10 protein-coding genes and 1 pseudogene are annotated in these 15,696 nt (G+C 31.0%); 4 read left to right on the top strand and 7 right to left on the bottom strand.

Annotated elements, in window-relative coordinates; all coding sequences use genetic code 11:
• Nucleotides 1-50 precede the first annotated feature (50 nt).
• The 4 genes from ACUN26_RS26160 to ACUN26_RS26145 all read right to left on the bottom strand — a co-directional run bounded on the left by ACUN26_RS26160 (nt 51) and on the right by ACUN26_RS26145 (nt 8,588).
• The gene (locus ACUN26_RS26160) at nt 51-719 is read right to left on the bottom strand and encodes a hypothetical protein (protein WP_445540902.1); all 669 of its coding nucleotides are present in this window, start codon (nt 717-719) and stop codon (nt 51-53) included.
• A 433-nt stretch (nt 720-1,152) separates the two neighbouring features.
• Nucleotides 1,153-3,741, bottom strand: a complete 2,589-nt coding sequence (locus ACUN26_RS26155) for a TnsA endonuclease N-terminal domain-containing protein (RefSeq protein WP_445540901.1) — start codon at nt 3,739-3,741, stop codon at nt 1,153-1,155.
• The gene (locus ACUN26_RS26150; protein WP_445540900.1) at nt 3,734-5,704 is read right to left on the bottom strand and encodes a site-specific DNA-methyltransferase; all 1,971 of its coding nucleotides are present in this window, start codon (nt 5,702-5,704) and stop codon (nt 3,734-3,736) included. The genes ACUN26_RS26155 and ACUN26_RS26150 overlap by 8 nt, the downstream gene beginning before the upstream one ends.
• A gap of 10 nt (nt 5,705-5,714) precedes the next feature.
• Entirely contained in the window at nt 5,715-8,588 is a 2,874-nt protein-coding gene (locus tag ACUN26_RS26145) for an ATP-dependent helicase (RefSeq protein ID WP_445540899.1), read from the bottom strand.
• A gap of 203 nt (nt 8,589-8,791) precedes the next feature.
• Between ACUN26_RS26145 and ACUN26_RS26140 the strand changes: the two are divergent.
• The 3 genes and pseudogenes from ACUN26_RS26140 to ACUN26_RS26130 form a co-directional block, all read left to right on the top strand.
• Nucleotides 8,792-8,893: pseudogene (locus ACUN26_RS26140) on the top strand (IS6 family transposase); the annotation flags it as partial.
• 203 nt (nt 8,894-9,096) lie between these two features.
• Nucleotides 9,097-10,950, top strand: a complete 1,854-nt coding sequence (locus ACUN26_RS26135; RefSeq protein ID WP_445540898.1) for an AAA family ATPase — start codon at nt 9,097-9,099, stop codon at nt 10,948-10,950.
• Nucleotides 10,943-12,085: an HNH endonuclease gene (locus tag ACUN26_RS26130; RefSeq protein WP_445540897.1), complete on the top strand. Its 1,143-nt coding sequence runs from the start codon at nt 10,943-10,945 to the stop codon at nt 12,083-12,085. The genes ACUN26_RS26135 and ACUN26_RS26130 overlap by 8 nt, the downstream gene beginning before the upstream one ends.
• A gap of 99 nt (nt 12,086-12,184) precedes the next feature.
• Here ACUN26_RS26130 and ACUN26_RS26125 read toward each other — a convergent pair whose 3' ends face one another.
• The 3 genes from ACUN26_RS26125 to ACUN26_RS26115 form a co-directional block, all read right to left on the bottom strand.
• The gene (locus ACUN26_RS26125) at nt 12,185-12,277 is read right to left on the bottom strand and encodes an IS3 family transposase (protein ID WP_445540896.1); all 93 of its coding nucleotides are present in this window, start codon (nt 12,275-12,277) and stop codon (nt 12,185-12,187) included.
• A 460-nt stretch (nt 12,278-12,737) separates the two neighbouring features.
• Nucleotides 12,738-14,927, bottom strand: a complete 2,190-nt coding sequence (locus tag ACUN26_RS26120) for a DNA topoisomerase III (RefSeq protein ID WP_445540895.1) — start codon at nt 14,925-14,927, stop codon at nt 12,738-12,740.
• A 75-nt stretch (nt 14,928-15,002) separates the two neighbouring features.
• On the bottom strand, nt 15,003-15,257 hold the full coding sequence (locus ACUN26_RS26115; RefSeq protein WP_445540894.1) for a transposase: 255 nt from the start codon (nt 15,255-15,257) through the stop codon (nt 15,003-15,005).
• Nucleotides 15,258-15,391: 134 nt separating this feature from the next.
• Between ACUN26_RS26115 and ACUN26_RS26110 the strand changes: the two genes are divergently transcribed.
• Nucleotides 15,392-15,619: a helix-turn-helix domain-containing protein gene (locus ACUN26_RS26110; RefSeq protein WP_445540893.1), complete on the top strand. Its 228-nt coding sequence runs from the start codon at nt 15,392-15,394 to the stop codon at nt 15,617-15,619.
• Nucleotides 15,620-15,696: the final 77 nt, after the last annotated feature.

The raw sequence follows: 15,696 nt of genomic DNA, 5'->3' as shown, positions 1-15,696 counted from the left end.
AATCGAAGGTTGTAATCACTTAATTTAATTCATTTAAGGCTCGTGGTGGTCTATATTTTTTTGTACCTTTTTATTAAAGGTAACTTAGCTTCTAATTCTTCGAAAAAATAGTTCTTATTTCCTTTTAGGAATAAATATCTGTGATTATAGGGTTCTTTTTCAAATAGGGAATACCAATCATTATCATTTCTTAATGGTTCCTTATCATACGTTATTGTGATTGATTGAAAATTGTGACCCATTTCTTTTACATTCCATATTCTAGCCATATCTTGTAAGGGAACAGGAATTTTCTCGCCAACCTTGAATTTTCCTTCGTTACCTTTAAGAAAAATATCTTTATATTTCACAATTAAGGGATTTATAAGGCAAGCTTTTCTTAAATCACCTTTCTTTTCGCTTCCCTTGATTGACATTACAATTTTCAGCTTACCATCTACTTCTACAGTATTGTCTAACTGTTGTTCTTTTCCATAATTAAACCCAAGAGTATGAGTTTTTGCTTTGTAACGTTTATTTAGAAAAGGAACTACCTCTTTTATATCCACTTGGCTGTTTATTCCACAATAGCAACACAGTAGTCTTAATATTATTAACTCGGTATTAAGCATTTCGTTATTTCGTTGTAACTCATATATCTGCTCACAAGTAATGTTTTCGTTAGTAAAAAAATGTTCATATTCTCCCCTAAAAATGATTGAAAAGTCTCGCTTATTCATTTCTAACTCTCCCTTTTCTACTAATGTTAAATAATTCTTCACCTTTTTTTATTTTTTAAGAAATATTCAACATGTGGTTTAATTTTTAAAGTAAATGTTTTAAGGGTAAAAAGAAAACCCTTTATTAATTAACAGGGTTTTATCAAACTTTATTTTAAATCAACAAATTTCAAAATAACACACAAAATTTTCACCTTCACAAGGTTAGTTGTAAGAATTCATCCTAATTAATGTTCAGTCTATAACTTAGTCGCATCCCCCTCTTTATTACTAATATATGGAAGGGAAAAGGACTCATTTTGAACAAAGATTGATCAAAATGAGTCCTTTTTATTAACTTATTAAGTTAGCTTTTATAAAATGGTTTGATCAAATTAATATGCATGTTCTTCAAGACATCCTATAAGAACTCCTGTAAAACACATAGTGAACTTTAAAAAATATTATTAGATTCTCCATTCATTACTTCGCTACCTTTAATAATTTTATATTCCATTCTACTTGCAGCCGCAGTTTCTCTAGCTGCACGTTCTTTAGCTAAAACTACAGGATCTTCAATTTTATTATCACCTTTAACTTCAACTATTACATAATCTCCATTAGTCTTTTCAACTAAAAAGTCGGGGTAATAATTTCTTACAATATTTGAGTCTGGATCAATATACTGAATATAAAAATCCGTCTGGCCATGAGTCAGCATACCAGTGAAATAGATTTTTTTTATATCTTGCAGATTGACAACATCTTCGAAAAATCTTTTCTCAGGTTTTGAATCAAAACAATACGTGTCTAAATGAAAGCTTTTTTCTTTAAAGGCTGTATATTCACTTTGTGATAACTCTGCAACTAGCTCTGGCTTTGCAGTTACCTGATAGTAACCCTCTCTTGGTTCCTTAACTAAATCGATTTGATATTCTTCTTTACTTTCGTAAGGTTTTAATTCATAAAGGAACTCAAAAAGTTTAGGAATAATATGATCATACAATACGTCATTATAATCACTTACTAATTCTACGAGTTGCTCGATACCAGGTAATGAATTCAATAAAAGATCTTCTATTTCAATACAGGATTTATTGAGGTATTTAGCAATTTCAGCCACTAATGTGTATTGACTAAATTGTCTTTTGTCTCTTTCATCTTTTAAATCTTCACTGATTTTCCGATTACCTTTTAACCCATCCTGACTAATTCGTTTTAATTGGTACTTTGTTAAATCAATTTTACCTAGTTCAAAATTAATTACACCTGTAATAGTTTTATCTCTTAATGAATGTAATTTTTGTGTCCTATTTAATGTAACTTTAACAGGAGGTGGAACTAATCTAATTTTATATTTTTCTTTATTAGTTTCTACTTTGTTTAAATCTTCGATATTTAAACGGAAATTTTTATTTAACTCATCATCTAAAATCTCTAAGTTCTCCTCTGATAAATAAACTTGTCCTGTTTCTTGCACTGGTCCAATTGCTCGTAAACATCTCATTGTAGCTTGTAGTACAAATACCTTTGATTTAGGTTTTCGATATAATGCTACACCGAATAATGAACGACAATTCCACCCCTCGCGTCCTTTATTTACTAATAGGATGAATTGCTTGTTAGATCCAGGCGAATCTAACTTATTAAATTCTCGAATGTCATCATTTGAGGTGATTTTATCATCACCAACATTCACCAAAATTTTATCAATTGGAATACCTAAATCATTTAAGGTCTCTTCTAATTCTGGACGTAATTCATTTTGTAACTCTTCTACGGTACTAGCAAAAATTGCGAGTTTAGGTAACATTCCTTCGTACCTTTGATTATTGTACTTCTCCCAGAAATCTTTTACTGCAATTCGTAGAAATTCCTTTGATTTCGGATTTGTATAACCCTCAATATGAACCTTTTTCAAATACGCTTTATTTATAGCTTCTTGTAAACCATAAGAATAGACTACTTCAGGAAAAACTTCTTTACCCGAATATGGTGTACCAGTGAAATTGTAGCACCCGATCACAGATGTACCAGATTTTTCAAGAGAAGATGCTAACTCGTTAATCGTTAATCGTAGACTAGTTTTAGCTGCTTTCAGCCCCATATCCCTTGCTAGAGCATCACCAAAAGCATGATGTGCTTCGTCAATAAATACACCTAAATTACCTAAGCGAGTTAATTTAGAAAATCTTTGATTGCCCAGTAATTCGCCTTCCTCTAAAGGCTCGTCAAAACCATATAAATCGCCTAGTTGATCATAGGCGGAGCCTGTTGATGAGGCGGAATTAAAAAATGTTTCGATCTTTGATTTTTCCTTATGTTGACGTTTTAAAATAATCTTTTGCGTATTTGAAATAATAATATTATATTTTGAACGATCAATCGTATTTAATGTTGTACCAGTATCCTCTAAAAAATGGATCTTTAAATTGCTATCTAGCCAGGCTAAATACTCAGGCGGAATTACTTTTGATTTATCGAATGTTTGAATTTCACGTAGAGATTCTAAAACGGTTTTGTCTGGTGCAAATACAATCGCATTATGACAAAAGCGCTTATCCTTTGGAAACTTATTAGCTAATAAAAATTCGTAGAAAATACAAGTAGCCATTAAGATTGTTTTACCCGTGCCCATCGTTAACGCAAAAATATAGTTAGCATAAGTTAATTCAAACTTTTTCATTCGAGTAAATACACTTTTATACTGATCTACTTCTAGCGCAAGCCAAGACATTTGTTCATTCTTATCCAGACCCATATCATCGCGCTTTTCAAAACCGTTTTTTCTTTCATACCAATCAGTAAATATGTCATGAATTTTCTTGTTGTCTTGATATTCCTTTAAGAAAATATAGATTTCTAACGCTTCAAATTGTGGTTGACGTAAAAAAGAAGTTGGATTTTGATAATTATTAAAATCTAAAAACTTCTTTGACAACAATTTATATTTTGTACGAATACGTGCTTTATTTTGAAAGTAGAAATCCCATAGGTGTGTATGGAAAGCAAAGTCTAAAGCGAAAGAATTCTTTTTACTCATTTTCGATACTCACCTCTAACGATTCAGACAATAGATCTGTTATTTTCACACGAATAGTACCCGCATCTTCCGGAATTTCATATACACCTTCAACAAATTCATTTTTTGCAGGTATATCTAGGATTGTAGGTTCTAAAACTGCACCATCATAGTTCCAATCAATCATTACTGATTCAACAAGCTCTTTCCAATTACTTACATTTTCTTGCATAATGCTGAGTTTTTGTAAAAGGTTCATCGGATAAAAACTATCTATCAATAATTTTCCATTTTGAATTGATACTGTAGCTTCCGAATCACGTTTAAATTCCAATTTTGAACGATCTCGTAAAATATCTATTACTTCAACTTTCACTTTAAATGGTATTTCCTTTTGTAAATATGGTCCTATTTCTGAATCGTGTCCCATACATACTAATATTATATTTTCGACAATTTGCATTGGGTTTTCTTGTTGACGTTTTTCATACATTTTATAATCTATATTTGTAATCAAGTCATTCAAATCGGCTTTAGTAGTTATTCTATTAACAGGCATTATTTTCACCATCGCGCCGTCTTTCTCTCCATCAAACACTGAATTTGAAATCAAAGGTTGTACTTCTAAAACTTCTAATAATATATTTTTTGCTTCAACAGGGTTTTTGAAAACATCATAATTATTAACATTATAAACATTAAAGCCTGTATAATATTCCGATATACTATCGGAAGTAACTTCGTCTTCAAATTCAGTTTTAAATGTCATTTGCCCTGAGTCTGCTTTTAAGAGAGCATCTATTTTTCTCACTTCATTGATGAGTCTTTTTGTGGTAGTTTGAATAGATCCTAAATTAATATCTGCACCTATAAATTTTCTCCCTAAATTCATTGCAGCGTTTTGTGTAGTTCCTGACCCCATAAAGCAATCAAAAACAATATCCCCAGGTTTGGAAGATGCTAGTATTATTCTCTCCAATAATTTAACTGGTTTTTGAGTAGGATAACCAACACGTTCTTCTGCTTGTGAATTTATTAGAGATATATCATTCCAAAAGCTACCTACAGGTTTACCTTTATCACTTTCAGGTCTTAGTTTTCTAAATGGTTTACCTGTTTTAGACCATCCTAAGTTTCCCTCTAAATCTAATTTTTCTAATGAGCTTTTTTTCATACGCCATCCTGCCGGTCCAGGAGTAAATCCTTTATATTCATATACTAGATGCGGTCTTTCCCCCATACCATTTGAACGTAATATTGGAGCATCGTAGTACCTACCAGTCTCATCTTTACGACTATACTTTTCTTCGATTTCTTTTTCTGTTAAAGGTATTCTTACAGCATTTAGATTCAGTTCTGCTGACGGTGTCTTAACATAATAAAATATAGTATCAGTAAAGTGACTAAAAGTTCTAGATTCGTGTTGAGATCCTTTAGGATTCGTTGAACGAACCCAAATGATTTCATTTCTAAAATTACTCTCTCCAAAGATTTCATCCATTATCATTCTCAAATGATGAGACTTATGCCAATCGCAATGTAAATAGATAGATCCATCATCCGCTAATAGCTCTCTTAAAAGAATTAATCTTTCATACATAAATTGTAAGTAATCATCATTGGCCCAAATATCGTTATATTGTGTATCTTCAAAAAACGAAGTATCATTCTCGGCGCTTTTGCCCTTTATAGAAACAGATTTTTTATATTGAGCCTTAGAGTCAAATGGAGGATCAATGTAAATCAATTTGAATTGTCCCCTATATTTTTTTAATAAATGACTCATTACTTGTAAATTATCACCCCAGAAAATTTTATTCATCCATCCATTTTGAGGTTCTCCATAAGACTCTTTTAATTGAGCTGGATAGTATTGAGTTGATGTGTATGCTCGCTTTCCTTTCCAATTCAAAGTAGGAAAGCCTTTTATCGGCTCATCAAATATATATTCTTCTACATTTTGTGGTTCTTGTTCATTGCTCATTCATTTCACCTCATAAATTTCGATCACAGTAAAAACGCATATCACAGTTTCCACAGTGTTTTTTCGGTCTTTGTTTGATTGTATAATCATGACTTTCTATACGGTCAACAATTCGATCAAAAGATTTAATCGTTTGATTAATTACAGATGTGTCTTTTTCAAACGTAACATACGGATTACTATCTTTTTCTCCTGTATAGTAAAGGTGCATCTTGCTTACTTTATAGTTTGTTCGTTCTTCTACTAAATGTGCATACACTTCAAGTTGTCGCTTATAACGATAAAGTGCATCTTGCTCTTTTACTAAATCTGGTTTCTTTTCGGATTTAAAATCGACAATTTCTACTGTATCTCCGTCACCTTTTACTAAATCGATTGTTCCCTTGAGAATATATTTATCCTTTACTAAGGATACATCAACTTCCGCCTCTTGAATATGGGACCAGTCACCATACTGTTTTTCTACATAACTTTTCACTTGTTTCAATGCAGCTTCTTGTGTTTGTGGTGCTAGGTATACACGCTCTCGTTTAGACAGGTGCTGATAATTAGTATTAAACCAATCTTCGATATTTGCTTCGGTGATTAAATATGCTTCGTTTTTCAGCGCAGATTTATGAATATCTTCTATTGTTTGATGAACTAATGTACCAAAGATTGTTGCCCCCTGACGTACAGGTGCAAAACCTAGTTCTTTATAAAATTTATATTGTAAAGCACATGTTTCAAATAAATTAATATGAGATGTGAAAGAGTACTCTCGCTTAATATTAACATCCTTTACCTGCGCTAATTCGATATTATAAATAGTTGGTTCATCTCGCCAACTTTTTAGTTGACCATAAGATTCAGTAAAGTATTTGGATGGTATATTTCTCGTTCCTGGCCCATTCGCCACATTCTCCTGACAACTTAAAACGAGTAAATTTTGCGCTCTCGAATAAGCCGTGTAATATAGTCGATAGAAGTCATAAATTTTCGTCCGTTCTATTGGTTCAAAGGGTGGCTTTTGATAAAAGTCAGTTTGTAATAGCTCATCAATGTCTGTATACTGCTTTCTCGGCGTAGATTCTAGAGACCCTACAATTACAATTGGAAATTCCAAACCTTTAGATTGGTGAATCGTTAGGAATGATACACATCCACTTGGTGCATACTCAGAATCATCCTCGTATTCATCAATACCACCTTGTAATAGGAATCGTATATATTGGTTGAAAAATCGTACCACTGAATCGCCAATATTTTTTTGTGTGAATACCGAAATATGATGAAGGTACTCAAATTTAGTGAGTAATTTAGAAAACTGGGACAGATTGCGTACTTCTCTACTATCCTTCACGGTGAATACATTATCACTCAACAAATCACTAAATAACTCAAATTGAATAAGTTGATAAAATAATCCTGAAAACGCATAATCTAAGTTTTTATTCAGTGTCATATGGGTTCTAGCTTTCTCTTTGCACCAACGTAACAAGTCATGATTTTCTGGCTTTCTTAATTCCTCTGCAAACTCTAATAAACAAGCATCATAAAAATCCCATTCAGGAAGAAAAGCACTATCATTCCATTTTCTAAGTTGCGCATACATCGGAAATAAAAATAAGATTGCGCCTAATGCTAGTCTGATTTCTCTTCTTTCAAAGAACAGATTTGAACGAGGCGAATAAACTAGGATACCTCTTTCTTCTAAATAACGAGAAAGATTCAATACTCTTGGATTTTTTACTGAACGAAAAAGAAATGCTACTTGATTCCAATCAGAAATTTTACCTTCTTTTTTCATTGCTTGAAGGAATAAGTATACTTCACTCTCCCAATCATCCAATCCATCTTCTCCAGATACTTTAACGACTGTTTTTTGATTTACTTTATTAGATTCATGTGCAGTAATTTTTTTATCAAAACGGTAGGTTGTACCATTTTTCGACCAATTATTTTGTTCCATCCATTGATTATAGAACTGAACAATTGCCGGACTTGAACGATAATTAGTTGAAAGTTCTACTTGCTGGCAAATACCTTTCGGGAAATTTTGTGGGAATTCTAAAATATTACGGATCGTAGCTCCCCTAAATCGATATAAACCTTGATCATCATCACCAACAACACAAATATTTTGTTGCTTACCAGCTAATAAAAATACCAATTTTTCTTGAATCGTATTCGTATCCTGAAATTCATCGATCATTAAGTAATGTAATTTTTCATTTAGATTATTTCTTACATCTTCATGATTCTGAAGAAGATTATATGTTTCAAGTTGGATTGTTGAGAAGTCTAATGCATTTTCTTCAATTAGTAGTTGTTCATAAACTTTGTAGCATTTCCCTAGCACGCTTAGTCGTGCTTCATCGCTATCAATTAATTTATTAATATCAACTATCTCTTCACTTAATTTGTTAATCCACTTTAATAATTCCTGTGATTGCTTCCAACGAGATGTATTAAAATTTACTAAGGATTCAATTTCATCAAGTTCTAAAAATCGGTTTAATTTTTGATAAAGCATGTATTGCTGGTCAAATTGATCCATTAATATATAATTTTTCTTTAATCGTGTATATTCTCTATTTTCCTCTAGTATACGAAGACATAAAGAATGGATTGTACCAACATACATTTCGTTAAGATTAAATTTAATATTTGCTTCATGGAGTTTATTTGATATTCGAGTAACTAATTCATTAGCTGCTTTTTCAGTGAAAGTAGCTACTAAAATATTTTCTGGTTCGACTTGCTTATGTTCAATTAAATATAAAATACGTTCTACTAGTGTATAAGTTTTACCTGAACCTGGTCCAGCTATAATTAGTAATGGTCCTTCAGTCGTTTCTACAGCTTTTTTTTGTTGTACGCTTAATCTCCCCGACACAATCATCACCCTTATTCATTTATAAGATTCAACACAGTAACTTAGGATTGATCTCTTGTAAATCAAAATTTTCATATTGAAAGTAGTAGCAAAAGCGAAAACTCACATATCGTAGTACCTTGTCTTAATTTGCAGTTAAATCATAATCTTATTATACCAAATCTAGTACTATTAAAATCTATTGTTAAAACCATCATTCAATGAAAGAAATCGGGAAAATTCAGGCTATATATAAACATAGACGCAGTCTTCAACTGGACTCCGTTTTTTCTGTGTACAATGAATTACAACAATTACTAGCCACTGCCTAAATATTGTTATTCATTCATCAACTGATTTATGCTTTTTTCAAATTTTGCAACAGGACCAAATTAATTCATTAGGATATGGATTTGTGAAAAAGTAAATCTACATAAAATTCCTCCCTTAGACTTTAAAATAATTTATTAATTCTATAAACAACATTTACTGTATAATATTAGGATAATAGGAATATAGAGGTGAAAAAACGAAAATGTATCCACAGCTGTTGTTTGTCTATACTGAAAAATTACGTGATTGCTTTAAAAACCAGTCCTTCTCTTTCACAAATGATTTTGATATTTATTTTGATAATAATCAATTAGTTATTAATGAAAAGTCTAATCCTTATGAAAATCTTTGGGGTAACAAAATAAATAATATTAACTTAGTGGTTGGGAAAAATGGATCTGGCAAATCTACTTTATTTGAACTAATCGGAGCTACAAAGCAAGAAAGAATGAATTTACTAAGAAAAAAAACAGGAGAGTTTTTCAGCTATATCACACTATACTATTTAGAAGAAAATAAATTTATATTAGAAGGAACAAATTTTGATATCATTAGAAATATTAAAAACATTCCGAAGGGAACGTCTCCTGAATATAGTATTATAATCTCCTATGATTACGAAAATAAAATAGCTAACTTCGAAGACTATATTCAATTTGCTACTGACCCTCAAAACCAACACAGGATAAATGAAATAGCTCATATTCATTATTACAGTAATGAACTTAACTATAATTGGATGACCAAAAAAGAGTATTCTGAAGAAGACTATCATGTTGGAATAAATAGAAGATACTTAAATAGGCCATTTATACATTCTATATATCAATTTCTTTCCAAAGAATCTGATGCTAAGCAATCTTTAGGTTTATCTGATACAAAGAATGTTTCTATAAATATTTATCCTTATGAAATAAATTATTTAGAAGTATACAAAGAAGAAATATTTAATTTATATGGAGATCATTCATTTACTATATTAAAAAAAAGTTCAAAAAATTTCATTCCTAATAAATATAACGAAACTAAATTGCCATATTCCCACAAGGAAATATTTATCCTTCAATATTTAGAACTCTTTACTTTAGGAATTATTGAATACACTTATAAAAACCTTAAAAATACCACATACAAAGAAACATATATAGAAGATCTAAATCTATTTACTCCAACTGCAAGATTCAAAGAAGAATTCAAAAGTCGCGTGAATTACCTTAACAAATTAATAATTTATTCAAATAAAATGATTAAAGAATCAGACCCATTTCCTAAGGAATTCAATGACACTAAAAATAGGATGTTAAATTTTTTAGTGTCTATTGAAGAGGTATATTATACTAATAATACAACTATAAAATTCCCTTTAAATGAAGGGTTCGATTTTCAAAAATACAAATTATTATATTTTTTAGAATCGGAAAATGCTAGTTTCATGTCAGCAATTGTAGATGTAAAGTTAGATAATATGAGCTATGGTGAAACTTTATTTATCAACATATTCTCAAACATATATACTTCTATCAATATTATTGAGGCAAATGAAAGATTTAATACTATAATACTAATACTAGATGAACCGGATTTATCCTTTCATCCAGAATGGTCAAGAAAATTCATTTTCTACTTATGGAAAATAATAAATGAAATCAATATTTTAAGAGAGTTTAAATTTCAAATAATAATTTCAACTCATTCCCCTTTTATGATTTCTGATATTCCTAAAGAACATATAACTTGTATAGATATTGTTAAGGAAAATGATTCATTTCAGAGAATAGTTGAGAAAGGAAAATTCGGTTTAATGAGTAACTTTTATGACATTATTCATTCCGAATTTTTCATGGAATCACCTATAGGGGAGTTTGCGAATATGATTTTCAAAAACATTTTAAAAGATATCAATAATTTGGAAACCATTGATAGAGGTCAACGTATTAAGGAAGTCGATAATATTAAGTCCTTAATAAACTCAATTGATGACGTTGTTATAAGAAAAAAATTACTACAACATTTATATGAAAAAAACATTGAGCGTGAGGATTATAATTATGATTAAACTTGATATTTCAATATTAGAAAAATGCAAAGTTAATTATTTTAAAGAAATTAGCCTTATATTAGACAACAAATATACCGCAAATAAACTTAAAATGTATTTTGCTAATCCATTTAATCTAGGTAAACTTGGTTCTTTATTATATAATTGGGAATCAGAATTTATAAAAGATTTAATAACTAAACCTATCAATCACAATATAACAAAATACAAGGAATTAGAAAATTACTACAAATCTGCATCAATAGTATTTTACGGTAAATTTAAAATTAATGATGAAATAGCTCGTATTGGCTGGCAAAAAAATAATCAATCAAGACAAAGGTTTAGACAACAATTTATCAATAAATATTTGAACGATTGGATAACTCCTATTATATCTAGACATCAGAATTATCACTCAACTAATGCTACTTTTAAAGATTTCATTAATGAAATTGAAGCTAAGCTAACACAATTAAACAAATTAATTTCAAATTTTATTAACTATGACTTTTTGAGCGGTGAATTACGGCATAAATTATTAGTGGACATGGACATTCCCGTATGTCCCTACTGTAATAGACAATATATAACATCTTATTTCGATGGGAATAAAAATAAAACAACTGCAGATTTAGATCACTTTCTTCCTAAATCTCATTTTGCTTTATTTTCATTAAGTTTATATAACTTCGTTCCAGCTTGCCAAATATGTAATTCAAGATTCAAATCAGATAAAGGTGTAGAAATCATTAATCCTTATCAAGGAGATTTCAATGCTAAATTTCAAGTAAAGCTTAGAAACGACTCAGAAATCATCTCCATTACTGGCGGGAATACAATTTTTGATTTGGATTTAGTTATTACCGAAGGAGATCCCAATAATCAAATTTTAATTGAGAACACAATTAATTTATTTCATCTCAATGATATTTACCAAATACACAAAAATTCCGTTAGAGAAATTTTATATAAAAAAAATGCCTGTGCTAGAACTTATAAAAAGGAAATGAAAAAATTATTCGAGCAAGATTTAAAATTAACGGAAAATGAAATCAACATTTTCTTATATGGTAATGACCTTAATACTGATAACTTTACAAATAGAAGACCTTTATCTAAATTAACTTATGATGTATTAAAAGATAAGTGAGTTAATAATTCGCTTTTTCCAACGGTAAATAATAAAGTTCAGAAAGCCGTACTATAAACAGCTCCCTGGCAAGTAGACAGTGCAAATAATAAAAATACTTTAAGCGGTTTGAATCCTATATTCGAATGGACTTAAGCCGTTTAATTTTTCTTGATGACGTTCGTTATTATAAAACTGGATAAAAGTAAGCATCAAGTAACTTCAAAACATACAATAAAGATTGATTTTAGAGTTGCTTGACGTTTATACAGAACCTGCAGACCTAAAGGAGCGTTATCAAGATAGAATTAAAGATTCCAATGTCCTCTAAGGCTTAACAAAAAAGGATTTTATTATTTCCGTTGAATTTTAAATGTAAAAGTTACAGGTGTCTTGGGGTTACCCGCTATTCCAGAATATGGACCATGGACCTTTAACGGAACAACTCTATGTCACTCAATAATTCCTTAATCCACCTTTTATTCAGATGTTCTTTTTCTTTTAGTTATAAAAATCCCCCTTCAGACAAAAGTATCCAAAGGGGTAAAGCTTCGCAACTTTATTTCAAATCAACAACTACTATTAAAAACAATGCTAAATAACAGTTTAAAAAAGAAAACGGCAAAAAACTCGAAAAAATAATAGAAAAAGATAAGTCTCCATATTAGTTAATTTAATCAAATTTTAATTTCTTGAGTGCTTCTGCTAATGCATTATTCAATGGTTCTTCTTCTTTTTTTTGTTGTTTCATATATTTTTGGACGTCACGTTTATCGGCTTTGTTACCCGATTCTTTCTTGCGTCTTTCTTGGAATGTAGAAAGCTTTTCACGATAGCCACATTTACACGCAAAGATTTGGCCAGCACCTTCACCACGAAGTTCTAGTTTCTTTTTACATTGAGGACAGCGTGCATTTGTAGTGCGGGATACATTTTTACGATGACCACATTCGCGATCTTGGCATACAAGCATTTTTCCTTTTTTACCGTTTACTTCTAGCATTGGTTTGCCACAGTCTGGACAAGACTTTGTTGAAATGTTGTCGTGTTTATATTTTTTATCGCTCGATTTAATTTCAGCAACAATTTTTTTCGTATAGTTCTTCATTTCTGAAATAAATACTTCTTTTTTTAGTTTACCCTTTGCAATCGCCTCAAGTTTTTGCTCCCATTCACCAGTTAGTGTAGGAGATTTTAATTCTTCTGGCACTAAATCAAGTAACTGACGTCCTTTTGATGTGATATGAATATCTTTACCACGTTTTTCAATTAAGAATGAATTAAAGAGTTTGTCGATAATATCTGCCCGTGTCGCTACAGTACCTAATCCACCAGTCGATTTTAGCGTATCGGCAAGTTGTTTATTTTGCGTATCCATATATTTTGTTGGATTTTCCATCGCTGAAAGTAATGTTGCCTCATTAAAGCGTGCAGGTGCTTTCGTTTGACCTGATGTTTGGACAATGAGTTTTACGTTTAATGTATCACCTTTTTCGATGCGAGGTAAGATTTGTTCTTTGACATCATCTGTTGCATCGTCATCTTCAAATCGATTCTCATATACTTCTTTCCAACCAGAACTCAAAATTGTTTTGCCACGTGCGATGAATGTTTCATCGCCAATTTTCGTGCGTAATGTTAGTTGCTCATATTCAAAGGCTGGGAATAAAACGGCTAAGAAGCGTTTTACAACTAAATCGTAAATTTTGCGTTCTTTATCTGTGAACGCAGAGAAGTTTACATAGCCTTCTGTTGGGATAATTGCATGATGATCGCTTACTTTACTATCATCAACAAATGCCTTAGAAACTTTTATAGATTTATTTAAAACCTTATGAGCTAAAGGACGATATTCTCCTACTCCACACGCTTTTAGACGTTCTGGAAGTGTTCCGATAATATCGGATGAGATATAACGTGAATCTGTACGAGGATACGTCAGTACTTTGTGCTGCTCATACAATTTTTGCATAATATTTAACGTTTCTTTTGCAGAGTAACTAAAGATTTTATTTGCATCACGTTGTAGTTCAGTTAAATCATAAAGACCAGGAGCGAATGATTTTTTCTGCTTTTTCTCAATTTCCGTGACAGTAGCATTTTGTTTATCGAGTTTTTTCACAATCGTATCGATTTTCACTTTATCAAAACTACGACCATTGCCTTTTTCATCTTGCCAAGTTAGCTTTAACTTATCTATTGTTTGGGCTTCAATTCCGTAGTATGTTTGAGCTTTAAAGTTTTTTATTTCGTCTTCGCGACTAGCAATAATAGCTACAGTAGGTGTTTGGACACGACCACAGTTCAGTTGCGCATTAAACCTTGTAGTTAATGCACGTGTCGCATTAAGACCGATATACCAGTCAGCTTCAGAACGAGCAACAGCTGAGGCGTATAAGTTGTCATATGCTTTACCTGGTTTTAAGTTTGCGAAGCCGTCTTTAATTGCTTTGTCTGTTACAGAAGAAATCCATAAACGTTTAATTGGTTTATTCACTTTTGCTTTTTCAATTATCCAACGTGCAACTAACTCTCCCTCCCTTCCAGCATCTGAAGCCACAACCACCTCATTAACATCATTTCGGGTAAGTTGATGTTTCACAGCATTAAACTGTTTCCCCGTTTGTTTTATAACAACTAATTTCATACGTTCTGGAAGCATTGGAAGATCTTCAAGATTCCATGTTTTATACTTATTATCATAAACCTCAGGGTCTGCGAGCGTCACTAGATGTCCCAGGGCCCAAGTCACGATGTATTTGTCACCTTCTAAAAATCCATTACCTTTTTTTGTACACTTTAATACTTTTGCTATATCACGTGCAACTGATGGTTTTTCAGCAATTACTACACTCTTTGCCATTTATTCAAACTCCTTTACTAACTATATACCGTTTAATATACCACAGTTTTCAAGAAGAACAGTAAGGAACACCTTCTATTTGGCAGTCATAATTGACATAGCTTGTTTAAGAATCTCTACTTCTTGTCTTAATTTCTTATTCTCTCTATAAACCTCATTAAACTGCTTTGGAGTAACTATCACTTGCTGTTTTGAATACAACTTAATCCATTTATAAATAGAAGTAGGAGATATTTTATATTCAATACTTAAATCCGTAACAGATTTTCCTTCAATGTGTAAATTTACAATTTCTTTTTTAAAGTGTTCATCATATTTTTTGTTTGTCATTACTTAAAAACCCTTTCTAGTAAAAAATTTTATCACCTAGATAGTTTATTATTGTATCACCACCTTCTTTTGATGACTATAGTCGGTCGATTGAAATGCCATTTTTCTTAGTTAATTAACTAAGAGGTGATGTCATGGAAATCCCAAAAGCTTTTGGTGAAGTGTTAAGAAAACATAGAAAAAAAGCTAATTTTTCACAAGAACAATTAGCTCTTCAATGTAATTTAGATAGAACTTATATTGGGTTACTTGAGCGTGCTCAAAGACAACCAAGCATATCTACTATATTTGCTATATGTAAGGTATTAAATATTGCTCCACATGAATTAATTAAGGAAATAGAAGAACTGATACGCTCTTAATAATAAATTGGTCTAAGAAGTTACTATAAACATTATTTAATGATTTTTATAAAACTCTGTTGTGGGGAATAAGTTTC

The organism is Bacillus sp. WC2503 (genome assembly GCF_052682895.1).
Note: the sequence above shows the minus strand (reverse complement) of the source record. Positions and strands in the feature narration are given on the sequence as shown.